This window comes from Xylophilus sp. (assembly GCA_009914555.1).
Taxonomy (GTDB): domain Bacteria; phylum Pseudomonadota; class Gammaproteobacteria; order Burkholderiales; family Burkholderiaceae_C; genus WNDY01.
Genome location: WNDY01000003.1, coordinates 105,106 through 127,414, shown reverse-complemented (window position 1 = coordinate 127,414; position 22,309 = coordinate 105,106). Strand labels below are relative to the sequence as shown.

Annotated in this window: 24 protein-coding genes; 9 read left to right on the top strand and 15 right to left on the bottom strand. The window is 72.5% G+C overall.

Annotated features, from left to right (window positions below; all coding sequences use genetic code 11):
* Positions 1-53 precede the first annotated feature (53 nt).
* The 3 genes from rpsU (at position 54) to GAK38_RS03400 (ending at position 2,718) form a co-directional block, all read left to right on the top strand.
* The gene (rpsU, locus tag GAK38_RS03410; protein ID WP_180549300.1) at positions 54-266 is read left to right on the top strand and encodes a 30S ribosomal protein S21; all 213 of its coding nucleotides are present in this window, start codon (positions 54-56) and stop codon (positions 264-266) included.
* Positions 267-380: 114 nt separating this feature from the next.
* Positions 381-830 carry a GatB/YqeY domain-containing protein gene (locus tag GAK38_RS03405; protein WP_325341446.1) on the top strand — a complete coding sequence of 150 codons (450 nt, stop codon included), beginning with the start codon at positions 381-383 and terminating at the stop codon, positions 828-830.
* A 130-nt stretch (positions 831-960) separates the two neighbouring features.
* Positions 961-2,718 carry a DUF6600 domain-containing protein gene (locus tag GAK38_RS03400; protein WP_325341445.1) on the top strand — a complete coding sequence of 586 codons (1,758 nt, stop codon included), beginning with the start codon at positions 961-963 and terminating at the stop codon, positions 2,716-2,718.
* Between the two features lie 79 nt (positions 2,719-2,797).
* Here the strand turns inward: GAK38_RS03400 and pmbA are convergent, their stop codons facing one another.
* Positions 2,798-4,210, bottom strand: a complete 1,413-nt coding sequence (gene pmbA, locus GAK38_RS03395) for a metalloprotease PmbA (RefSeq protein ID WP_325341444.1) — start codon at positions 4,208-4,210, stop codon at positions 2,798-2,800.
* Between the two features lie 61 nt (positions 4,211-4,271).
* Here pmbA and yjgA point away from each other — a divergent pair, with 61 nt between their 5' ends.
* Positions 4,272-4,901: a ribosome biogenesis factor YjgA gene (gene yjgA, locus GAK38_RS03390; protein ID WP_325341443.1), complete on the top strand. Its 630-nt coding sequence runs from the start codon at positions 4,272-4,274 to the stop codon at positions 4,899-4,901.
* Positions 4,894-5,481, top strand: coding sequence for a molybdopterin adenylyltransferase (mog, locus tag GAK38_RS03385; RefSeq protein WP_325341442.1), 588 nt, complete (start codon positions 4,894-4,896; stop codon positions 5,479-5,481). Before yjgA ends, mog begins: the two co-directional genes overlap by 8 nt.
* On the opposite strand, the gene GAK38_RS03380 is transcribed toward mog, so the two are convergent.
* The 10 genes from GAK38_RS03380 to GAK38_RS03335 form a co-directional block, all read right to left on the bottom strand.
* Positions 5,478-6,140, bottom strand: a complete 663-nt coding sequence (locus tag GAK38_RS03380) for a nitroreductase (RefSeq protein WP_325341440.1) — start codon at positions 6,138-6,140, stop codon at positions 5,478-5,480. The genes mog and GAK38_RS03380 overlap by 4 nt on opposite strands.
* 33 nt (positions 6,141-6,173) lie before the next feature.
* Positions 6,174-6,914 (bottom strand): RNA methyltransferase, encoded by a 741-nt coding sequence (locus GAK38_RS03375; RefSeq protein ID WP_325341439.1) that lies wholly within the window; start codon positions 6,912-6,914, stop codon positions 6,174-6,176.
* Positions 6,915-6,989: 75 nt separating this feature from the next.
* Positions 6,990-7,289: a DUF3325 family protein gene (locus GAK38_RS03370; RefSeq protein WP_325341438.1), complete on the bottom strand. Its 300-nt coding sequence runs from the start codon at positions 7,287-7,289 to the stop codon at positions 6,990-6,992.
* On the bottom strand, positions 7,286-8,938 hold the full coding sequence (locus tag GAK38_RS03365) for a PepSY-associated TM helix domain-containing protein (protein WP_325341436.1): 1,653 nt from the start codon (positions 8,936-8,938) through the stop codon (positions 7,286-7,288). The genes GAK38_RS03370 and GAK38_RS03365 overlap by 4 nt, the downstream gene beginning before the upstream one ends.
* Positions 8,935-9,231 carry a DUF3649 domain-containing protein gene (locus GAK38_RS03360; RefSeq protein ID WP_325341434.1) on the bottom strand — a complete coding sequence of 99 codons (297 nt, stop codon included), beginning with the start codon at positions 9,229-9,231 and terminating at the stop codon, positions 8,935-8,937. The genes GAK38_RS03365 and GAK38_RS03360 overlap by 4 nt, the downstream gene beginning before the upstream one ends.
* Positions 9,228-9,962, bottom strand: coding sequence for a DUF4198 domain-containing protein (locus GAK38_RS03355; RefSeq protein WP_325341432.1), 735 nt, complete (start codon positions 9,960-9,962; stop codon positions 9,228-9,230). The genes GAK38_RS03360 and GAK38_RS03355 overlap by 4 nt, the downstream gene beginning before the upstream one ends.
* Positions 9,963-10,006: 44 nt before the next feature.
* Complete coding sequence (locus GAK38_RS03350) at positions 10,007-12,226, bottom strand: TonB-dependent receptor (RefSeq protein WP_325341430.1); 2,220 nt, start codon at positions 12,224-12,226, stop codon at positions 10,007-10,009.
* An 84-nt stretch (positions 12,227-12,310) separates the two neighbouring features.
* Positions 12,311-12,667, bottom strand: coding sequence for a hypothetical protein (locus GAK38_RS03345; RefSeq protein ID WP_325341429.1), 357 nt, complete (start codon positions 12,665-12,667; stop codon positions 12,311-12,313).
* 1 nt (position 12,668) lies between these two features.
* Positions 12,669-13,565, bottom strand: coding sequence for a FecR domain-containing protein (locus GAK38_RS03340; RefSeq protein WP_325341427.1), 897 nt, complete (start codon positions 13,563-13,565; stop codon positions 12,669-12,671).
* A gap of 16 nt (positions 13,566-13,581) precedes the next feature.
* Positions 13,582-14,061 (bottom strand): sigma-70 family RNA polymerase sigma factor, encoded by a 480-nt coding sequence (locus GAK38_RS03335; protein WP_325341426.1) that lies wholly within the window; start codon positions 14,059-14,061, stop codon positions 13,582-13,584.
* 216 nt (positions 14,062-14,277) lie between these two features.
* Here GAK38_RS03335 and GAK38_RS03330 point away from each other — a divergent pair, with 216 nt between their 5' ends.
* Positions 14,278-15,198, top strand: coding sequence for an inositol monophosphatase family protein (locus GAK38_RS03330; RefSeq protein ID WP_325341424.1), 921 nt, complete (start codon positions 14,278-14,280; stop codon positions 15,196-15,198).
* A 79-nt stretch (positions 15,199-15,277) separates the two neighbouring features.
* Here the strand turns inward: GAK38_RS03330 and GAK38_RS03325 are convergent, their stop codons facing one another.
* Entirely contained in the window at positions 15,278-15,892 is a 615-nt protein-coding gene (locus tag GAK38_RS03325) for a trimeric intracellular cation channel family protein (RefSeq protein ID WP_325341508.1), read from the bottom strand.
* A gap of 82 nt (positions 15,893-15,974) precedes the next feature.
* On the opposite strand from GAK38_RS03325, the gene GAK38_RS03320 reads away from it, so the two are divergent.
* Positions 15,975-17,159: a molecular chaperone DnaJ gene (locus tag GAK38_RS03320; RefSeq protein WP_325341422.1), complete on the top strand. Its 1,185-nt coding sequence runs from the start codon at positions 15,975-15,977 to the stop codon at positions 17,157-17,159.
* Positions 17,160-17,203: 44 nt separating this feature from the next.
* Here GAK38_RS03320 and GAK38_RS03315 read toward each other — a convergent pair whose 3' ends face one another.
* Together GAK38_RS03315 and GAK38_RS03310 are read right to left on the bottom strand one after the other, a co-directional pair.
* Positions 17,204-17,701 (bottom strand): YbhB/YbcL family Raf kinase inhibitor-like protein, encoded by a 498-nt coding sequence (locus GAK38_RS03315; RefSeq protein ID WP_325341420.1) that lies wholly within the window; start codon positions 17,699-17,701, stop codon positions 17,204-17,206.
* Positions 17,702-17,820: 119 nt separating this feature from the next.
* Positions 17,821-18,648: an AraC family transcriptional regulator gene (locus GAK38_RS03310; RefSeq protein WP_325341418.1), complete on the bottom strand. Its 828-nt coding sequence runs from the start codon at positions 18,646-18,648 to the stop codon at positions 17,821-17,823.
* A gap of 110 nt (positions 18,649-18,758) precedes the next feature.
* Between GAK38_RS03310 and GAK38_RS03305 the strand changes: the two genes are divergently transcribed.
* Both GAK38_RS03305 and GAK38_RS03300 read left to right on the top strand, forming a co-directional pair.
* The gene (locus tag GAK38_RS03305) at positions 18,759-19,655 is read left to right on the top strand and encodes a DMT family transporter (protein WP_325341417.1); all 897 of its coding nucleotides are present in this window, start codon (positions 18,759-18,761) and stop codon (positions 19,653-19,655) included.
* 51 nt (positions 19,656-19,706) lie between these two features.
* Entirely contained in the window at positions 19,707-21,383 is a 1,677-nt protein-coding gene (locus tag GAK38_RS03300) for an NAD(P)/FAD-dependent oxidoreductase (RefSeq protein ID WP_325341415.1), read from the top strand.
* A 61-nt stretch (positions 21,384-21,444) separates the two neighbouring features.
* Here GAK38_RS03300 and GAK38_RS03295 read toward each other — a convergent pair whose 3' ends face one another.
* A complete protein-coding gene (locus GAK38_RS03295) occupies positions 21,445-22,305 on the bottom strand; it encodes a methyl-accepting chemotaxis protein (RefSeq protein ID WP_325341413.1) in 861 nt (286 codons plus the stop codon).
* Positions 22,306-22,309: the final 4 nt, after the last annotated feature.

The window sequence follows — 22,309 nt, the reverse complement described above, 5'->3', positions numbered from 1 at the left end:
GATCTTCCCGTGGGTGGTGGGTCTGCACCATATTGGGAAACATCCAAACCGTCATGACGACCATTCGCGTAAAAGAAAACGAGCCTTTCGACGTGGCCCTGCGCCGCTTCAAGCGCACCATCGAAAAGCTCGGCCTGCTGACCGACCTGCGTGCCCGTGAGTTCTACGAGAAGCCCACGGCCGAGCGCAAGCGCAAGAAGGCAGCCGCCGTCAAGCGCCACTACAAGCGCGTGCGCAGCCAGCAGCTCCCCAAGAAGCTGTACTGATACCGCGCCTGGCCGCCCCTCTCGGGAGCCGACGCAGCAACCCGCGCCCGGGACGCCTGGCGCGGGTTTGTTGTTTCTGCCTTCCTTTTTCTGCATTCATCACGGAGAACCGACATGTCCCAGCTCAAGGGCCGTATCACCGACGACATGAAGAGCGCCATGCGCGCCAAGGACAGCGAGCGCCTGGGCACCATCCGCCTGCTGCTGGCCGCGCTCAAGCAGAAGGAAGTGGACGAACGCATCGAACTCGACGCCGCCGCCGTCGTCGCCGTGATCGACAGGCTCCTCAAGCAGCGCAAGGACTCGGTCGCCGCCTTCGAGCAGGCCGGCCGCACCGACCTGGCCGACAAGGAGAAGGCCGAGGCCGCCGTGCTCGCCGTCTACCTGCCCGAGCGCCTGGATGCCGACGCCATTGCCGCCGAAGTGCACGCCATCGTGGCCGAACTCGGCGCCGCCGGCCCCGGCGACATGGGCAAGGTCATGGGCGCGGCCAAGGCCCGCCTGGCCGGCAAGGCCGACATGGGCCAGGTGTCGGCCGCCGTGAAGGCCGCGCTGGCCGGCTGACCCGGCGCCGCGGCAGCAGTTGGTTGCAAACTGGTCCGTCCGCCGGGCCAGGATGGTGGGACTTTCCGGCGGGTTCGCGCGTTACGACAGGGAGAGAACGCCGAACGTGCCGCCGAACCAGGAGACCGCCATGCGCCTGCTGCCCCACCGCCGAAGAAGCATTCTTTCGCCCCGCCACTGGCCCGCCCTGCTGGCGCTCGTCCTCGGGCTGGGCCTCGGCGCTACCGCGGCGTCGGCCGCCGAGCCGCCGGGCCGGGTCGCCCGGCTGAGCCACCTGGAGGGCGACGCCGGCTACGCGCCGGCCGGCGGCACCGAATGGCTGCGCGCCGAGTTCAACCGGCCGCTCACCACCGGCGACCAGTTCAGCGCCGCGCCCGGCGCCCGGGCCGAACTGCACAGCGGCTCGACCGCCATCCGGCTGCAAGGCCCCGCGCGCCTGGGGCTGGACGCACTGGACGACCGCACCACCCGCCTCCAACTCACCGAAGGCGCGCTCGCGCTGCGCATCCGCGCCATCTATCCCGGCGAGCGCTACGAGGTCGGCACGCCCAACCTCGCCTTCGTCGCCGCCCAGCCCGGCGACTACCGCTTCGCTGTCGATCCGGCCAGCGGCACCACCCGCGTCGCGCTGCTCGAAGGCTCAGGCACCGTCTACGGCGACGGCGGCCAGGCCCAGCCGCTCGCGGCCGGCCAGCAGGCCGTCTATACCGCGCGCGGCCTGGCGGTGCAGCAGCGCGGGCCGGCGGTGCGCGACGGCTTCGACCAGTGGGCCGACGCCCGCGACCGAGCCGAAGCCCAGTCGATCTCGGGCCGCTACGTCTCGCCCGAGATCATCGGCTACCAGCAGCTCGACGCGTACGGCGACTGGTCGTCCGACCCGACCTACGGCAACATCTGGTTCCCGCGCGTGACCATCGCCGACTGGGCGCCCTACCGCTACGGCCAATGGCGCTGGATCGACCCTTGGGGCTGGACCTGGGTGGACGACGCGCCCTGGGGCTTCGCGCCGTTCCACTACGGCCGCTGGACCCAGGTCGGCAGCCGCTGGGGCTGGGTGCCCGGGCCGCGCGTGGCCCGACCGGCCTATGCGCCGGCGCTGGCCGGCTTCATCGGCAGCGTGGCCCCGGGGCCGCGCGGCAACGGCGCCGGCCGCCCGGCCGAGCGCTGGTATCCGCTGGCGCCCGGAGAGGCCTGGCGGCCCGGCTGGCGCGCCAGCGCCCAGTACCTCGACAACGTGAACCGCTGGAACGGGCCGCGCCCGGCGCCGCAGGCGCAGCCGCGCTTCGCCCGCGAGCCCCAGGCCATCTCGGCCTGGCACGAGGACCGCGGTCCGCAGCCGGCCCGCTGGCAGCAGCAGCCGGAGCGCCGCGGCTTCCTCGACACCCAGCAGCGCGACCGCGACCCGCAACGCCAGGCCCGCGAGCGCATGGAGCAGCAGCGCATCGACCTGCAGCGCCAGCACGACAACGACCGCCGCGCCCAGGAATGGCGCGTGCAGCGCGACCAGCAGGAACGCACGCAGGCCGACCGTGCGGTGCGCGAGCGCCAGTTCGCCGAGCAGGCCGAACGCCAGCGCCGCGCCCAGGGCGAGCAGCAACGGCAGAGCCGCGAACAGCAGCGCCAGCAGGGCGAACAGCAGCGGCAATTGCGGGAGCAGCAGCGCCAGCAGTTCGAACAACAGCGCCAGCAGCGCGACCAGATGCGGGCCCAGCAGGACCAGCAGCGGGCGCAGCGGGAGCAGTTCCGCGCGCAGCAGGAACAGCAGCACCAGCAGCGCGAACAGTTCCGGGCCCAGCAGGAGCAGCAGCGCGCCCAGCGGCCGCCGCCGCCGCAGCAGCAGCAGCACGACGAGCAGCACCGAGCGCAGAGGCCGGACCGCGGCTCCTGACAAGGTTTTTAAAAACGGGCGGGGTATAGGCCGGTAGCGGGCGAATTCTCCCCGCTCTGACCACCTCCCCCCTGGGGTATCAGCCGCCGGAGCCGGCGACCTTCATCCGGTTGACCAGCACCGAGCCGACCGTCTTGGCGCCGTAGTTGTAGGCGTCGGCTCCCACCGCCTCGATGCCCTGGAACATGACCCGGAGGTTGCCGGCGATGGTGATCTCCTGCACCGGGAAGGCGATCTCGCCGTTCTCGACCCAGAAGCCGCTCGCGCCGCGCGAGTAGTCGCCGGTCACGTAGTTCACGCCCTGGCCCATCAACTCGATGACGAACAGGCCGGTGCCGAGCTTCCCGAGCATCGCGTCGAGGTCGTCGCCGGGCCGGGTCAGCCGCGAGGTCAGCGCCAGGTTGTGCGAGCCGCCGGCGTTGCCGGTCGTCCGCAGGCCGAGCTTGCGGGCCGAGTAGGTCGACAGGAAATAGCCCTGCACCTTGCCGGCCGACACCACCTTGCGCGCCGCAGTGCGCACGCCTTCCTCGTCGAACGGCGAGCTGCCCTTGCCGCGCGGCACGAACGGGTCCTCGTGGATGTCGATGTGCTTCGGAAAGATGCGCTTGCCGAGCGCATCGAGCAGGAAGGTGCTGCGCCGGTACAGCGCGCCGCCGCTGGTGGCCTGCACGTAGGCGCCGAGCAGTCCGGCGGCCAGCGTCGATTCGAACAGCACCGGGCACTGCGTGGTCGGGATCTTGCGCGCGCCCAGGCGCGACAGCGCACGCTCGGCCGCATAGCGGCCCACGGCGGCCGGCGCGGCCAGCTCGCGCGCATCACGCTGCGAGGTGTACCAGGCATCGCGCTGCATGTCGCCGCCCCGGCCCGGCAGCTTGGCGATCGGCGCGACCGACAGGCTGTGGCGCGAACTCGCATAGCCGCCGCGGAAGCCGTGCGTGTGCGCGGTGAAGAAATGCGACTGCTGCGCCGACACGCCCGCGCCCTCGCTGTTGGCGATGCGCCGGCTGGTCGACAGCGCCGCGGCCTCGCATTCGAGCGCGATGCGCGCGGCTTCCTCGCTCGTGATCGGCCAGGGGTGGAACAGGTCGAGGTCGCGGGCGGCTCCGGTGGCGATGTCGGCCTCGTCGGGCAGGCCGGCCACCGGGTCCTCGGCGGTGAAGCGGGCGATGTCGTAGGCGGCCTGCACAGTCTGGCGGATTGCGGCCGCGGAGAAGTCCGACGTGCGCGCGTTGCCGCGGCGCTGGCCGACGTAGACCGTCACGCCGAGCGACTTGTCGCGGTTGCGCTCCACATTCTCGAGCGAGCCCTTCCTCACGCTGACCGACAGGCCCGAGCCTTCGGAGGCCTCGGCGGCCACGTCGGTGGCGCCGATCTTCTTGCCGTGGGCGATCGCGGCGTCGACCAGTTCCTCGAAGAAGGCGCGGCTGTAGCTGAACCCTGGCAGGGGCTGGTCCGCGCGGGCGGCGGGGGCGGCGGTACGGGGAGTATTCATGCTGGCAGCTATCATATTCGCCCGGCGCCCACGGCGCCCCTGCCTCTGCACCCCATCCCCCATGTCTCGCAAGATCACCAAAGGCTATTACGTTCGCGGGAAGTTCGTCGCCGAAGGCAGCGAACTCGACGAACAGCTCAAGCGCGAGCTCAAGGGCTCCGACACCGCGAGCAAGACCGACCTCAAGCGCGAGAGCGCCGGGCTGCAGAAGCTCGGCGAAGACCTGCTCACGTTGCGCGCCGACCTGGCCGCGCGCCTTGACCTGCCCGAGCGGCTCACCATTGCGCTCGACGAGCTGCACCGCATCACGAATTTCGAAGGCCGGCGCCGCCAGCAGCAGTACGTCGGCAAGCTCATGCGCCTGCTCGATGCCGAGACCGTCGAGGCCATCCGCGCCGCGCTCGACGAGCAGCACAAGGGCTCGGCCACCGAGAAGCTCGCGCTGCACACGGCCGAGCAGTGGCGTGCGCGCCTGGTCGCCGACGACGGCGCGCTGGCCCAATGGCTGGCCGACCATCCGGACACCGACATCCAGCAGCTGCGCGCCCTGGTGCGCCAGGCCCGCAAGGACGCCGTACCCGAGAAGCCGGGCGAGGCCCCGCGCCACGGCCGCGCCTACCGCGATATCTTCCAGCTGGTGCGCGGGCACCTGGGCGGCGAGGATGCCATCGGGGACGAAGGCCATGCCTGAGACGGCCTTCGAGCCCGTACGCGTGGGCATTGTCTCGGTCAGCGACCGCGCGTCCTCGGGCGTCTACGAGGACAAGGGCCTGCCCGCGCTGCGCGACTGGCTGGGCCGCGCGCTGCGCAACCCGGTCACGTTCGACGCCCGCCTGATTCCCGACGAGCAGGCCGCGATCAGCGCCGCACTGGTCGAACTGGCCGACGCCGGCTGCTCGCTGATCCTCACCACCGGCGGCACCGGCCCGGCGCCGCGCGACGTCACGCCCGAGGCCACGGTCGCCGTGGGGGACAAGGAGCTGCCGGGCTTCGGCGAGCAGATGCGCCAGATCGGCCTGGCCTTCGTGCCCACGTCCATCCTGTCGCGCCAGGTAGCCGTGGTGCGCGGCAAGAGCCTCATCATCAACCTGCCGGGCCAGCCCAAGGCGATCGCCGAGACGCTGGAAGGATTGAAGGCCGACGACGGCAGCCCGCGCGTGCCCGGCATCTTCGCGGCCGTGCCCTACTGCATCGACCTGATCGGCGGGCCGTACCTGGTCACCGACGACGCGGTCTGCAAGGCGTTCCGGCCGAAGTCGGCCCGGCGCTAGAAGCCGCGCAGCTCGCCCCATTCGGCGAACGGCGCGCGGCTGGCCCGCATGGCGTTGACCGGCGCTTCGGTGTCCTCGCGGCCGAGCGCCACGCCGAAGGCCACGCGGTAGGGCCCGGGCAACGCCAGGTGCGCGGCGAGCGTCGATCCGTAGCGGCGCCAGAAGCCCTGGGCGCAGGTACCCAGGCCGTGCTCCACGGCCAGCAGCATCAGCGACTGCAGGTAGGCGCCCAGGTCCAGCCACTGCGCCAGGCCCATGCGTTCGTCCACGCAGACGAAGATGCCGACCGGCGCGCCGAAGAACACGGCATTGCGTGAGAGCTGCGCGAGCCGGGCGGGCTTGTCCTCGCGCGGGATGCCGATGCTGCGGTACAGGTCCTCGCCGTTGGCGAAGCGGCGCGTGCGGTAGGGCTCCCACAGGTTGGGCGGGTACGAGGCGCCGGCGCCGCCCGGGTCCTGGCCTTCGGCCCGGGCCACGGCGTCGAGCGCAGCGGCCAGCGCCGGACCGGCGAGCGCGACCACGCGCCAGGGCTGGAGGTTGCCGCCCGAGGCGGCGCGGGCGGCGCCTTCCAGCAGCATGCGCACGGTGGCCGCATCGACGGCGTCGGGCAGGAAGGCGCGCACCGAATGGCGGGCTTGCAGGGCTTGGGTCACGTCCATTGGGGCACAGGCTTTGCGGTGGGATGGTGGTGATCAGCGCGGCGGCCGGGGCTCGGCCATCGCGCGCGCGATGCCGCGCAGAATGTGGATTGCTTCCTCGGTCGGCCGGGCGCGGTTGAACAGCTGGCGCAGCCGCGGCATCAGCTTCTTGGGCGCAGCCGGGTCGAGGAAGCCGATCTGCACCAGCGAACGTTCCCAGTGCTCCAGCATGCCGGCGATCGCCTGGCCGTCGGCCGCGGCGGATTCGGGCACGCCGGCGGCCCGCGGTGCCGGCGCATCGGCGAAGCCGCCCAGGGCCTGGCGCCATTCGTAGGCGATCAGCTGCACCGCGGCGCCCAGGTTGAGCGAGCCGAAGTCCGGCGCGGCGGGAATGGAGAGCGCCGCGTGGCAGCGGTAGACATCCTCGTTGCGCATGCCGTAGCGCTCGGAGCCGAAGAGGAAGGCGACGTGCTGCCCGGCGCCGGCCGCGGCCAGCGCCTCGCAGTGCGCGCGCGGCGTGCGCGTGGGCGGCCCGAAGTCGCGCGCCACCATCGCGGTGGCGCAGAGATGGGTCACACCGTCGAGCGCCTCGTCGAGCGTGGCGACGATGCGGGCGCGGCGCAGCACGTCGAGCGCGCCGCTGGCGCGCTGGATGGTCTCTTCGCGGCGCAGCACGTTGTCCCAGCGCGGCGCGACGAGCACGAGGTCGTCGAAACCCATGGTGCGGATGGCCCGCGCCGCGGCGCCCACGTTGCCGGCATGGCTGGTCTCGATGAGGATGAAGCGGGTCTGCATGGGCCGGTCGTCGCGGGCGGGAAACCCGTTATTGTGACCGGCCGGCACGGACGGACGAACGAATGGACCGCCGCACTACGACGGCCGCGCCTTGCGGCGCGCGTTGACCACCAGCGCGAGCAGCACCACCGCGGCGGCCGCCGCGATGTGGCCGAACCAGGCGACCAGGCCCAGCGACCAGGTGGCGCCGGCCGGCGTCCCCAGCGCCACGGCCAGCGAGGCGGCCAGCAGCGCCCAGCCGGCCAGGCGCAGCGTGCGCGTTGCGCCCGGAGCCAGCGCGCGGCCCAGCACGTCCTGCTGGTGGCGCTCCATCGCCAGCGCAAGGCAGGCGAAGGCCGGCAGCGACAGCAGCAGGCAGACCACGTGGCCGGTCATCGCACAGCCTCCCCGGCCGGCGTCTGCAGCGCCGGCTGCGCCGCGTCCGCGCGCCGCGCGGGCCTGGCTTTGGGCTGGTAGCGCTGCACCCGCACCGCCAGCACCGCATGCAGCGCTGCCAGCGCCAGCAGGGTCAGCTCCAGCCCGGCGAACACACCGTCGCCCGCGCGCAGGCTGGCGAGCAGGTGGCGCTCGGTGGTCAGCGCGTTGAGCAGCGGCAGCAGCCCGATGGCCGCCGCGCCGGCCCACAGCAGTTCCACCCAGGCGCGTCTGGCCGGCCGCGCCAGCGCCCAGACCAGCGCCGCGCCCCAGGCGATGAACATGGCGTGGATCTCCCACTCCGCGCGCTGCGCCAAGCCCAGCGGCAGCAGCCGGTTGGCCCAGAGCATCGCCGCCATGCCGATCGACAGGCCCGCGATCGCCGCGATGTTGAGCCGCTCCACCAGCCAGAAGCCGAAGTACGGCCGCGCCGGATCGGGCAGCCTGCTGCGGCGTTTGACCGTCCACATCACCAGCCCGGTGCCCACCATCGCGGTGCCCGCGAGGCTGGTGAGGAAGTAGAGCCAGCGCGTGGGCAGATCGCCGAAGCGGCCCAGGTGCAGCGCGTAGAGCACGCCGCGCGTTTCGGCCGCCGCGCCCACCGCGTCCTGCGCCTGCAGCAGCCGGCCGGTGGCGCCCTCGAACACCAGGAACTGCGGGCTCGTCGTCACCCGCGCCTCCTCGCCGCGCACCACCATCACGCGCGCGGCCGCGTCGCCCGGGTTGTTGACCAGCACACGGCCCGCGCTGCCGCCGGCCCAGCGCGCCTGCGCCTGGCGCACCAGGCCGTCGAGCGGCACCAGCGCGGCACGCTCGCCGCGCGGCTTGCCGGGCGGCACGAAGGCGCTCATCTGCGCATTGAGCGCCTGCCGCTCCTGCGGCGACTTGTAAGCCGCGTCGCCGCCCCAGGGCATGTACATCAGCATCAGCGTCACCAGCCCGCTGTAGGTGATCATCAGATGGAACGGCAGCCCGAACACCGACAGCGCGTTGTGGGCGTCGAGCCACGAGCGCTGGCCCTTGCCCCAGCGGAAGGTGAAGAAGTCCGCGAAGATCTTCTTGTGCGTGATCACGCCGCTGACGATGGCCACCAGCATGAACATGGCGCACAGGCCCGCCAGCCAGCGCCCCCACAGCACGGGCATGTAGTAGAAGTTGAAGTGGAAGCGGTAGAAGAACTCCCCGCCCACCGTCTCGCGTGCGCCCTGCTCCAGCCGCTCGCCGGTGGCGGGGTTGAAGTAGCCGGTCTCGAAGCCGCGGCGCCCCGGCACCTTGGGGCTGCGCCAGAACGCCGAGGCCGCCGTGCTGCGCTGCGACGGCAGGCCGATGCTCCACTGCGGGCTGTCGGGCGCGATGCGCGCGAGCGTGGCCGCCACCCGCGCGGCCACCTGCGCCGGGTCGGGCCGCTCGCTCTGGTGCGGCAGCTCCGGCCGCATCCACTGCGTGATCTCGTCCTTGAAGTAGCTCACCGTGCCGGTGAGGAACATCGCATAGAGCAGCCAGCCGAGCAGCAGGCCGGCCCAGGTGTGCAGGTCCGACATGGTCTGCCGGATGCCCGGCGCCTTGGCCGGGGCTTTCTGCTTCGGGGCCGTCTCGTCCGTCGTCGTCATGCCACACCTCCGCTCCAGACCCACCACGCCGGCGCCAGCAGCACCAGCGCGGCCACCAGCAGGCCGGCCCAGGCGCGCCGCGCGCTGCGCACGGCGAACACCCAGACCACCGCGCCCGCGTACACGGCGAAGCTCGCGAGCATGCCGGCGAGCACCGCCTGCGCGCGGTCGATCGGCAGCGCCACCGCGGCCACGCTGGCGAGCGCGGCCAGCGCATAGCCGCCGAGCACGGCGGCCACGATGCGCGAGACCAGGGGCGCCGCGCCCAGCGCCCGGGCCAGCGCGGCCGTCATTGGTTGGGCTTGGCCGCCGGGCCGGCGGCGATGGCCGCGGCGCCGCCGGTCTTCACGAAGGTCAGCGTGGTCACGTAGTTCACGCCGTCGTACTTCTCGGCACCGTTGGAACCCTGGCGCTCGCCGGGCGTGCGGTCGATGTGGCTGGCCTCGATCACGTACTGGCCCTTCCACGGCAGGTCGAAGTGCACCAGGCCCTGCTCGTCGGCATGCTCTTCCTTGGCCCAGCCGGACTGCACCAGGACCTGCACCTTGGCCTTGGGCAGCGGCTGGCCCTTGAATGTGACCCTGAATTCGCCCTGCTTGCCCGTGGGCGTGATGTCGAAGTCCAGCCGGGGCTGCTGTGCGTCCAGGCGCGTGGCGAAGCGCGCGGCCGGACGGTACCAGCTCGTCACCTCCTTGTCGCCCTGCTTGAACTTGCGCAGCGGGAAGGCCGCGTCCTCGGCCACGATGCTCTCGCCGGCCGCCGGCCTGCCGGCCAGCCGGAAGCCGTCGGCGGTCTTGGTCACGGCCAGCGGCGATTCGCCCCGGGACGACAGCAGCGTGGCCGTGGGCTGGCCGAAGCGGTCGAGCAGGCCGGGCGAGGCCTCGCGCAGGTTCTCGCCGAACTCGCCGAAGCGGATCACCGGGTTCTGGCCCGCGGCGGGCTGCTCCAGCCAGATCTGGTGGGCCTGGGCGGCCGACGCGGCGAGCGCGGCGGCGAGGGCAAGGAGACGGAAGGATGCTTTCACGGATGGACTCCTGGGTTGATGAAAGGAAAAGAAAACAGGCGTGCTCAAAAATCCACCGACGCCGACAGCATCACCGTGCGCGGCGCGCCCAGGCCGCTGGTGAGCGTGCTGGCCCAGTACGCCTTGTTCGCCACGTTCTGCACCGCCGCACGCAACGTGACCGGGCGGCTCGCCACGCGGGTTGCGTAGCGCGCGCCCAGGTCATAGACCGTGCGGCCCGGTACCCACAGCGAGTTGTCGGCGTTGATGTATTGCCTGGAGAGCGCCACGGCGTTGGCCGTGAGGGTGAAACCTTGCACCGCGGGCACGTCCCACTCCACGCCGAGTTTGCCTTGCCATTCGGGGAAACCCGTGGCGTAGCGGCCCTGGTTCACGCCGCCTTGCGTCTTGGTGAGCCTGGCTTCGGTCCACGCGATGCCGCCGAGCAGCCGCGTGCCGCGCACGGGCTCGCCGAAGAAGCCGAACTCCACGCCCCGGTTGCGCTGCTCGCCGCCGAAGGAAAAGACGTTGCTCGTCGGATCGGTGTAGGAACTCGGGCGTTGGATCTGGTAGAGCGCCAGCGTGCCCGCGAAGTCGCCGTGGTCGTACTTCACGCCGATTTCCTTCTGCTTGGTCTTGTAGGGCGCGAACACCTCGCCCGCGTTGGCGGCGCTGGTCGGCGCGGTGGAGCCCTGGCTCAGACCCTCGATGTAATTGCCGTAGACCGAGACCGCGTTAGTCGCCTTCACCAGCAGCGCCACGGCGGGCGTGGTGGCGCTGGCCTCGTAGCGGGCCGTGCGCGCGCCGTTGCTCCAGGTGTCGCTCGTCACGTTCTGGCGACGCAGGCCGACCGTCAGTTGCGCGCGGTTCTGCGCGAACGAGAGCGTATCGGCGATGCCGTAGCTCGTGGTGCGCAGTTCGGCCGTCTTGGGAATGGATGCGCTGCTGTAGCTGCGGTCGACGGCCGCGCCCCACGCCGGGCTGTAGATGTTGGTGACCCAGTCCGACGAAAGGATGCTGGTCTTGAAGCCGAACAGGTAGTCGTGGTGGTAGTAGGTGCCGGTCAGCGCCAGTTCGTGGCCGACTCCGCCCGTGCGGAACTTGGCGCGCAGGCCCGCTTCGGCGGAATCCTTGTCGATGGCGAGGCGCTGGTGCGAGAAGTTGTTGCGGTAGTCGCCTGCCGCGTTGATGACCGTGTAGGTGGAACTGGCGAGCGCGTCGAAATCGGTCTTACCGTGGCCCGCGCTGGCGTAGGCGGTCACAGCGCGGGTGATATCCACCTCGCCGCGCAGCACCACGGCGTCGTCCTTGGTGTTGCTGAAAGTCCAGTCGGGTGCCAGCAGCGTGGTGGCTTTGGGCGCGCGGGGCACGGACAGGCCCGACGCCAGGCTCACGCCGCGGTTCAACCCGTCCACGTGATCCTCGCTGGTGTAGAGGTCGGCGGAGATGCGCACGCGCTCGGTGCGCCAGTCGAGCCCGAGCGCGGCGAGCGTGGCCTTTCTGGACTGGTGATCCACCGCCGTGTCGCCGTCGCGGTAAACGCCGTTGAAGCGCAGACCGAACTGCTTTTTCTCGCCGAAGCGCCGGCCCAGATCGACGTGGGTGCCGAACTGCGCGTCGCTCGCATAGGTGCCCGTCACGCGCGCGAGCGGCTCCTCGCCCGCGCGCTTGGGCACGAGGTTGATGCTGCCTCCCACCGAGCCGCCCGGTGGCATGCCGTTGAGCAGCGCCGACGGCCCCTTCAGCACCTCGATGCGCTCTGCCAGTTCAGGCGTGACGCGCCAGTAGGGAATGAGGCCGTACAGCCCGCCGAAGCCCACGTCGCCCGTGGCGACGCTGAAGCCGCGCAGCGTGAAGCTGTCGGAGATCATGCCGGTGGAGCCGTTGTTGAACACGCTCGGGTCGGTCAGCGCGATCACGCGGCTGATCTCCTGCGCCTGGATGTTCTGGATGTACTCCTGCGTGTAGCTGATGGTGTTGAAGGGCGTTTCCAGGAAGTCGCGGTTGCCCAGCAGGCCCACGCGCCCGCCGGTGGCCACCTGGCCGCCGGCATACGCTTCGGGCAGCGCCTGCACCTGCGCGTCGGCGGTGACCCGCACCTCGGCCAGGCTGGCGCCGCCCGCGCCCGCGCCGGCCGCGGCCTGGGGCTGCGCAGCGCGGAGCCGCAGGCTCAGCGTGCCATTGGCCGTGCGCACGAGTTCGAGCGGATGACCCGCGACCGCCGCCTGCACGGCCTGCTGCGCCGTGAGCCGGCCCGAGACCGCAGGTGCCGGCAGGCCCTGCACCAGTTCGGACGGCGCCGAGACGACCTCGCCGCTCTGTGCGGCGATCTGGAGCAGCGTCGCGTCCAGCGGGCCGGCGGGCAGCGACTAGTCGTACAGGGCCTGCGCCTGCGGCGGCGGTGACGCCTGCGGCGCGGCAGAACCGGACTGCGCGGCGGCCGGCAGGCAGGAGAACAAGGTGGTGGCGGCGGCCAGCGCCGCGAGGCCGCAAGGGCTGTATGGCGTGCGGGGGAAAACCATGAAGGCATGCTCCGAAGGGTTGGACACAGGGGTTTCTCCCCGTATGTGCAACGAAACGGAAAATGCGATCAAACCCTGGCAGCCGTCCTCACAGGCCAGGGGTATGTCTCTGCTACGCCCTTCATTCAATCGCCACAACACCATAAAGGTGGGGGTATGCGGACGGAGCCGTCCCCCGGCGTGGTCGCGCAGGTCGTGGGCCACCTCAGCCCTCCTGCGCCGCGTCGATCACGAGCAGCCAGCGCCCGTAGCGCTTCACACGGATCGGCAGGGTCTGCGCCAGCGATTCGATGGCGCGGTCGGGCTCGTCGAGCGGGAAGGCGCCGAGCACGCGCAGCCGCGCCGCGGCCGGCGAGACGCGGATGAAGCCCCCGCAGTAGGGCCGCAGCGCGTCGACCACCTCGCCGAGCGGCTGGTGGCGTGCGATGTGCACACCGCGCTCCCAGGCCGCGAGCCGGCGCTGGGCGCCGGCCGCCGTGAACAGCTGCACCGCGTGTTCGAGCACCAGGGCCACGCTGCGCCCGGCCTCCTGCCGCACGAGGAAGCGGGTGCCGAGCGCCCGCACGCTGCCCTCGGCCGTCTGCACGACGAACGAGCGGGCCGCGTCCGCCGCGGCGGCGGCGATCAGCGCGCCCGCGCGCAGCCGCACGGCGCGCACCACGGGGCCGAAGTCGACATCGACGGCCGAGCGGGCGTCGAGCAGCAGCGTGCTGCCGTCGGCCAGCCGCAGGTTGCGGCGCTCGCCGGTGCCCGTGCGCAGGTCGGCCCAGAGCGCCGCGGCGGCGCCACTGCCGCGCACCATCCAGCCGGCGCCGAGGGCCAGGCCCGCGAAGGCGACTGCGCCGCCGACGACGCGACGGCGCCGCGGCGGGCGCAGCAGCGCAGCCCGCGCGGCCTGGGCCGCAGCGCCGGCCTGCACCGGTTCGAGGCTGCGCCGCAGCGCGCCCTGCACCCGCTCCCAGGCCCGGGCATGGCGCGCATCGGCGCGGCACCAGGCGTCGAGCCGGGCCCGGTCCTCGGCGCCGGCCTGGCCGGACTGCAGCAGCACCATCCAGTCGACGGCGGCATCGAGTACGGGATCATCGGCGGCTGGCGGCGGCATCGGCGGCGGCCCTCGCTCAGAACGCGGCCACCAGCGCGGCCAGCGCCTGCTTCATCGCGCGGCGCACGGTGACGGCCGACAGCCCCAGCTCCTTGCCGATGCACGGGTAGCTCAGCCCGTCGACCTGGCTGAGCACGAAGACCTGCCGCGCGTGCGCCGGCAGCGCCTGCAGCACCGCGTCCAGGCGCGCCAGGGCCTCCAGCACCGCCGCCCGCTCCTCGGCCGACGGCGCCAGCGCATCGCCGAACGCGGCGAGCGCCTCCAGCCAGGCCAGTTCCAGGTCGCGCCGGCGCCGGTGGTTGTAGAGCACGCGCCGCGCCACCGTGACGAGGAAGGCCCGCGGCTCGCGCAGTTCGCCGGGCTCCAGCCGCGGCGCCTTCAGCACCTGCACGAAGGTGTCGTGCGAAAGGTCCTGCGCGGCCCAGGCACAGCCGATCTGGCGGCGCAGCCAGGATTCGATCCAGCCATGGTGTTCGGTATAGAGGTCGGCGTGCATGGACGTGCGGACACGGAGGACGGCCCCTCGCCGCCCCTTGAAACTGAATAGAAACCATTATCATGCACAATGCCGGCGGCGCGGTCGCCGGCCCTTGCGTTGTCCTGCCTTTGCGACCGGCCGCCGGGGCGCGGCCGGGGCGTAGAATGCGTGCCCTTCGCGCCCGCATCGCCGGGCACCGGCGCCCCGCCGCTCCCTGCCCTTCCCCCACAGTCCATGTCGTCCAACCTGCATCCCATGCTCAACGTGGCCATCAAGGCCGCCCGCGCCGCCGGCGCCATCATCAACCGCGCGGCGCTCGACGTGGAATCGGTGCGCGTGTCGCAGAAGCAGGTCAACGACTTCGTGACCGAGGTGGACCAGGCCTCCGAGCAGGCCATCATCGAGACGCTGCTGACCGCCTATCCCGGCCACGGCATCCTGGCCGAAGAGAGCGGCAGCGCGCACGGCGCCAAGGATTCTGAATTCGTCTGGATCATCGACCCGCTGGACGGCACGACCAACTTCATCCACGGCTTTCCGGTCTACTGCGTGAGCATCGCGCTCGCGGTGCGCGGCAAGGTCGAGCAGGCCGTCGTCTACGACCCGTCGCGCAACGACCTGTTCACCGCCACCAGGGGCCGCGGCGCCTATGTGAACGAGCGCCGCATCCGCGTCTCCAAGCGCACGCAGCTCAAGGAAAGCCTGATCTCCACCGGCTTTCCGTTCCGCCCGGGCGACAACCTGCGCCAGTACCTGCAGATCATGAACGACGTGATGACCCGCACCGCCGGCCTGCGCCGCCCCGGCGCCGCTGCGCTGGACCTGGCCTACGTGGCCGCGGGCTTCACCGACGGCTTCTTCGAGACCGGCCTGTGGCCCTGGGACGTGGCCGCCGGCTCGCTGCTGGTGACCGAGGCCGGCGGACTGATCGGCAACTTCACCGGCGAGCCCGACTTCCTCCACCAGCGCGAGTGCCTGGCCGGCAACCCGCGCGTCTACGGCCAGCTGGTGCCGATCCTGCACAAGTACAGCAAGTTCGCCAGCGCCGGCGAGAAGGCCCAGGTGCGCCAGGCCGCGCGCACGCTGCTGACGGGTGGCGGCGCGGCGGCGGCCGAAGCCGGCGACGGCGCTGCGCCTGAAGGCGACGGCGAGTAGTGCGCATACTCCCCAGGCCAACTTCCGCCAGCGGGCGTATCACGCGCGCTGGAGAAGCATCCAGCCCGGAGTATCCGGGCTATTTTTTTGCGTCGCCGGGCGGGGCGAACACCGGCAGCCCGAGCCGGAAGCGGATCGCCACCAGCCGCAGCACGCAGCCGGCCGGCACCGCCACCAGCGTCGCATGGCCCGGCGCGATGCCGCCGCGCTGCAGACCCACGTAGAGCAGCCCGGTCAGCAGCGACACCGAGGCGTAGAAATCGCGCCGCAGCACCAGCGGCACCTGGTTGCACAGCACGTCGCGCGCCAGCCCGCCGAAGATGCCGGTCACCAGCCCCATCAGCACCACGATGGCCAGCGGCGCGTTCGCCGACTCCGCCACGTTGCAGCCGATCACCGTGAAGGCCACGAGCCCGAGCGCATCGAGCGCCAGGAAGATGCCGTGCAGCCGGTGCGCATGCCGCGCCAGCAGCGCCGCGGCGATGGCCGCGCCCACGGTGAACAGCAGGTACTCCGGATGCGCCACCCAGCCCAGCGGATAGTGGCCCAGCAGCATGTCGCGCACCGAGCCGCCGCCCAGCGCCGTCACCGTGCCGATGAAGCAGATGCCGAACAGATCCATGCGCCGGCGCATGCCCATGAGCGCGCCCGACGCGGCTTCGGCGGCGATGGCGACGAGGTAGATGGCGGTCAGCAGCATGCGGCGCAGAGGGATGGGCGGACGAAGCCGCCATTGTCGGCTGCTGCGGCGCACGCCATGCACTATCGTTGCGCCCATGACCATCCGACACACCCCGACCCTGCGCATCGGCGACAGCGGCGGCGACGGCGGCATGCCGGCGCTGAGCGCCGCGCAGAAGAAGTTCAACAGCCTCGTCAAGCGCATCGAATCGCAGCGCGCCCTGCTCGCCGCCTGGCAGGAGGCCGTGCCCGCCTACCGCGCCCGCCATGCCCGCGAACTGGAGCCCCTGCTGGGCATCTGGCGCACCCTGCGCGCCGAACAGCTGCGCCTGCTCGACGCAGGCAGCGGCGCCAAGGGCCTGTCCAAGGCCGACCGCGCCGCACTGCACGACCTCATCGCGGACATCGCCGCAGACCTGATCGACGCCACCGGCGACGACGCCGAGCGGCAGGCCCTCAAGGAGATCCACGACCGCCATGCCGACGAAGGCTTCGACGCCGCCAGAGCCGGCGCCCGCGAAGCGGTGAAGGCCGTGGCGCGCGACGCCTTCGGCCTCGACCTGGGCGACGACGTGGACCTCGACTCGCCCGAAGACGTCCTGCGCCGCGTGGAAGCACAGATGCACGCGGCCCGCGACCGCGCCGAGGAGCAGCGTGCGGCGCACCACGCCGCGCGCGGCGGCCGCGGCGGCAACAAGCCCGGCGCCCGCGAGCGCCGCGAGCAGGAAGCGGCGCAGCAGGCCGGCCGGTCGGTGCGCGAGGTCTACCGCAAACTCGCCAGCGCCCTGCACCCCGACCGCGAGGGCGACCCGGCCGAGCGCGAGCGCAAGACCGCCCTCATGCAGCGGGCCAACGACGCCTACGCCGCCGGCCGGCTGCTCGACCTGCTGCAGCTCCAGCTCGAAGCCGAGCAGATCGACCCGCAGCACATCGCCCGCCTCGGCGAGGAGCGGCTGCGGCACTACAACCGCGTGCTGGCCGAGCAGCTCGCCGAACTCCAGCGCGAGACGCTGGGCGCGCATGGCGCGTTCTGCATGGAGTTCGGCTACGACGCCTTCGCCCCGCTCAAGCCCGCCAGGCTGCCCGCCCTGCTGCGCGCGCAGGTGCGGGACCTGCAGGACGACATCGGCCAGCTGCGCGTCGAACTGCAGGCGCTGCGCGAGCACCCTGCCTATCTCAAGCGCTGGCTGCGCCAGGAGGTCGCCCTGCGGCGGCGCGCCGGCGCGGACGGCCTGCCGTTCGACGAGGACTTCCTGGACGAACTGCTGCGCGGCCGGTAGCGACAGCGGGGCCGGTGCGGCCGGCCGCGCGCGTTCCGTTCAGTTCAGCGGCCGTAGCGCGCCGTGACCGACGCCTTGGCCAGCGTGGCGAAGTGGAGGTTGAAGCCGACGAAGGCGGCCGTCGCGTCGGCCGGCACGTCGATCCTTGATTTCAGCGCATGCACCGTGAAGACGTAGCGGTGCGGCTTGTCGCCGGGCGGCGGCGCGGCGCCGCCGTAGCCTTCGGAGCCGAAGTCGGTGCGGCCCTGCTTCGCGCCCGCGGGCAGCGCGCCGCCGTCGGCGCTACCGGCGCCTTCGGGCAGGCCGGTCGCATCGGCCGGCAGGTTGTAGACCACCCAGTGCCACCAGCCCGAGCCGGTCGGCGCGTCCGGATCGTAGGCGGTGACCGCGAAGGCCTGGGTGCCGGCCGGCGCGCCGCTCCACCGCAGCGCGGGCGAGCGGTTGGCGCCGCCGGCGCTGTCGTGGACATGGGCCTGCGGCAGGGTGTCGCCGTCGTGGAAGGCAGGGCTGGTCAGGGTGAAGCTGGAAGGGGTGTCGGCCATGCGTTGCTCCTGGAAAGAGGGGTGAAAGGGACGCGAAGGGCCACGGTAGCAGCAAGAAGGCCGCCGGGCCGCGCGCCCGGACGCGCCCGGACGACCCCGGCCGCGTCTTCGTGCCCCGCCTACGGGATGGCATCCATGCCCGTGCCGCTGCCGGCCAGCAGCGTGCGCCGGAACTGCTCCGGCGGCATGCCGGCCACGCGCTGGAACATGGCGATGAAGGCCGACGCCGTGCCGTAGCCGAGGTCGAAGGCGATCTCCTGCACGCCGCGGCCGGCCTCCAGCGCATCGACCGCGCGCAGGTAGCGCAGGCGCTGGCGCCATTCGCCCAGCGTCATGCCCAGCTCCTCCCGGCAGCGGCGCGCCAGCGTGCGCTCGGTGGTGTGGACCGCCTCGGCCCATTGCGCGAGCGTGCGTGCGTCGCCGGGCCGGGCGGCCAGGGCATCGAGCACGGCGGCGAGCGCCGGCGTGCCCGCGGCCGGCAGGTAGCTGTGCTCGGGCGGCGTGCCGGCCAGCTGGTCGACCACCACCTGGGCCAGTCGCCGGTCGGCCACGGTCTGCGGCTCGCGCACGCCGCGCGCGGCGAAGTCGACCAGGATGCTGCGGATGATGGGCCCGATGCGCAGCGAACAGGCCTGCGCCGGCAGCCGCCGGCAGCGCGCCGGCGCGACGTAGAGCGAGCGGTAGCGCACGGCCTGGCGCTGCCAGGCGCTGTGCACCACGCCGGGCGGGATCCAGATGCCGTACTGCGGCGGCGACAGCATGCGCGCGCCGGCGCAGTCGAGCTGCATGGTGCCGTGCGCCGCGTAGTTCAGGTGGCCCCAGCTGTGGCTGTGCGGCGGCGAGGCGGAGCCGGCGGCGAACTCCTCGTCGCGGCAGTAGAACGGACCGCGCAGGTCTTCCACGTTCTGGATGGGCACGGTGGCCGCGGCCGGCGGCATCTGGGGCATGGGCGATTCGTCCGAATGCAGGGATGGTCTGTCCGGAATTCGCTATATCTTCCAGGACCGACAGGTGGATGATAGGCGCATCCTTACTCGGAGTTCCGGAGCTGCCTTCCATGGGTGCCTACACCCTTCCCCTGCTCGCCGTCGCCATCTGGGCGGTCAACACCGTCGTGAGCAAGCTGGCCGCCGGCGCGATCGGCGCGGCCGAGATCGCCTTCTACCGCTGGCTGCTCGCCGGCGTGCTGCTCACGCCGTTCCTGCTCGGGCCGGTGCTGCGCAACCGCGCGGCGGTGCGGCCGCAGCTGGGTCGCATCGCGGCGCTCGGCCTGCTGGGCATGGTGATCTACCAGAGCCTGGCCTACTACGCCGCCTACTCCACCACGGCCACGCACATGGGCATCGTGGGCTCGCTCACGCCGCTGATGGTGCTGGGGCTGTCGATCGGCCTGCTGGGCCAGCGGCCGACGGCCGGCGCGCTGGTCGGCGCCGTGGTGTCGATCGCGGGCGTGCTGTTGGTGGTGTCCTCGGGCCGTCCCGCGTCGCTGCTGGACCACGGCGTGAACTGCGGCGACCTGCTGATGCTGCTGGCCATGCTGTCGTACGCGGTCTACGGCATCCTGCTCAAGCGCTGGCACATGCCGCAGGTGCCGCGCATGCAGCTGCTGTACCTGCAGGTGGTCGTGGCCGTGGTGGCGCTGCTGCCGCTCTTCCTGCTGTCGCCGCGCACCGGGCTGACGGCGGCCAACCTGCCGCTGGTGGCCTTCGCAGGGGTCATGCCGTCGATCGTCGCGGTGGTCGCCTGGATGGGCGCGGTGGCCCGGCTCGGACCCGGGCGCTCCGCGATGTTCTTCAACCTGATCCCGCTGCTGACGGCCGTGGCGGCCTGGTTCATGGCCGGCGAGCGGCTGGAGCCGTACCACGCCGTCGGCGGCGGGCTGACGGTGGCCGGCGTGCTGCTGGCCGAGCTGTGGACACGGCCGCTCGGCCAGCGGCGCGCCGCGGCGGGATAATCGCGGGCTCTCCGCCCGCATGCATGCCCGATCGCCACGGGCCGCCCCACGATGATCCGCCTCTCCGAAATCAAGCTGCCGCTGGAGGCAGCGCATTCCCCCGACGAGCCGCTGCGCGCGGCCGCCGCCCGCCTGCTCGGCATCGACCCCGGAGCCATCGTCCGCGTGGACGTGCACAAGCGCAGCTTCGATGCGCGCAAGGCCGAGCTGCGGGCCGTCTACATCGCCGACGTCGCGCTGGCCGATGCGGCCGCCGAGCCCGCGCTGCTCGCGCGCCATGCGGGCCATCCGCACATCGCGCCCACGCCCGACATGGCCTGGCGCCCGCCGGCCGGCGCGCCGTTCTCGGCGCCCGAGCGGCCGGTGGTCGTGGGCTTCGGGCCCTGCGGCATCTTCGCGGCGCTGGTGCTGGCGCAGCTGGGCTTCAAGCCGATCGTGCTGGAGCGCGGCAAGACGGTGCGCGAACGCACCAGGGACACCTGGCGCCTGTGGCGCAGGCGCGAGCTGACGCCCGAGTCGAACGTGCAGTTCGGCGAAGGCGGCGCCGGCACGTTTTCCGACGGCAAGCTCTACAGCCAGATCAAGGACCCGCGCTTCCTCGGCCGCAAGGTGATGGAGGAGTTCGTCCGGGCCGGCGCACCGCCGGAGATCCTCTATGTCGCGCGCCCGCACATCGGCACCTTCAAGCTGGTGAAGGTGGTGGAGAACATCCGCGCGCAGATCGTGGCGCTGGGCGGCGAGATCCGCTTCCAGCAGAAGGTGGTGGACGTGCACATCGAGGACGGCGCCCTGCGCGGCCTGACCGTGCTCGACCAGGCCAGCGGCGCCACGACCGAGCTGCGCACCGACCATGTCGTGATGGCCCTGGGCCACAGCGCGCGCGACACGTTCGAGATGCTCCACCGCCGCGGCGTGCACATCGAGGCCAAGCCGTTCTCGGTGGGCTTTCGCGTGGAGCATCCGCAGGGCCTGATCGACCGCGCGCGCTGGGGCAGGCACGCCGGCCACCCGCTGCTGGGCGCGGCCGACTACAAGCTGGTGCACCACGCGTCGAACGGCCGCGCGGTCTACAGCTTCTGCATGTGCCCGGGCGGCACCGTGGTCGCGGCCACCAGCGAGCCGGGCCGCGTGGTGACCAACGGCATGAGCCAGTATTCGCGGGCCGAGCGCAATGCCAACGCCGGCATCGTCGTCGGCATCGACCCGGCCGACTATCCGAGCGACTACCGCCACATCGACGTGGCCGACGGCGCGCAGGGCCGCCCGCACCCGCTCGCCGGCATCGAGCTGCAGCGCCGGCTCGAATCGAACGCCTTCGCGCTCGGCGGCGGCGACTACAGCGCGCCGGGCCAGCTCGTGGGCGACTTCATCGCGGGCCGGCCGTCGAAGGAATTCGGCAGCGTGCTGCCGAGCTACCAGCCCGGCGTGGCGCTCGGCGACCTGCAGGGCGCGCTGCCGGGCTATGCGATCGCGGCGATGCGCGAGGCCTTCCCGGCGTTCGCGCGCAAGATCCGCGGCTTCGACCTGCCCGACGCGGTGCTGACCGGCGTGGAGACGCGCACCTCGTCGCCGATCCGGATCACGCGCGGCGAGGACTTCCAGAGCCTCAACGTGCGCGGCCTGTTCCCGGCCGGCGAAGGCGCGAGCTATGCGGGCGGCATCCTGTCGGCCGGCGTGGACGGCGTGAAGGTGGCCGAGGCCGTGGCGCGCGCGGTGGCGGCCGGCTGATACTCCCTTTTCATAGACTCCAGAGCGGGCAAAACACGGTCGCTGCAGGACCATACCCCAGCTACCTCATGCGGAAGGTTCCGACCAGTTCCGCCAGTTGCTGCGCCTGCGACTGCAGCCCCTGCGCCGCCGCCGCCGATTCCTCCACCAGCGCGGCGTTCTGCTGCGTGGCCTGGTCCAGCTGCGACACCGCCTCGCCGACCTGGCCCAGGCCGGTGCTCTGCTCGGCCGCCGCGGTGCGGATGCCGGCGACCACGGCCGACACCTTCTCGACCGCCGCCACCACCTCGGCCAGGCCCGCGCCGCTGTCGATCTGGCGCACGCTCTCGCCGATCAGCGCGCCGATCTCGCGCGCGGCCGTGGCGCTGCGCTGCGCGAGGCTGCGCACCTCGCTGGCGACCACCGCGAAGCCGCGGCCCTGCTCGCCGGCGCGCGCCGCCTCCACGGCCGCGTTGAGCGCCAGGATGTTGGTCTGGAACGCGATGCCGTCGATCACGCCGGTGATGTCGGCGATGCGGCGCGAGCTGGCCGCGATGCCCTGCATCGTGCCGGTCACCTGCGCCACGGCCTCCTGGCCGCGGGCCGCCACGCCGCGGGCGGTGCCGGCGAGCGCATCGGCCTCGCGCGCCGCATCGGCGCTCTGGCGCACGGCGGCCAGCAGTTCCTCCATGCTCGCGGCCACCTGCTGCAGGTTGGACGCGGTCTGCTCGGTGCGGGCCGACAGGTCGTTGTTGCCGGCCGCGATCTCGCTGCTGGCGCCGGCGACCGACACGCTGGCCTGCCGCAGCCCGGCCACCAGCGCGGCCAGCCGCTGCTGCATCGCGCCCTGGCCGGCCAGCAGCGCATGCACCTCGTCGCGGCTGCCCGCGGGTGGCGGCGCGACCGTATCGGTCAGGTCGCCCTCGGCGATGCGGCCGGCCACGCGC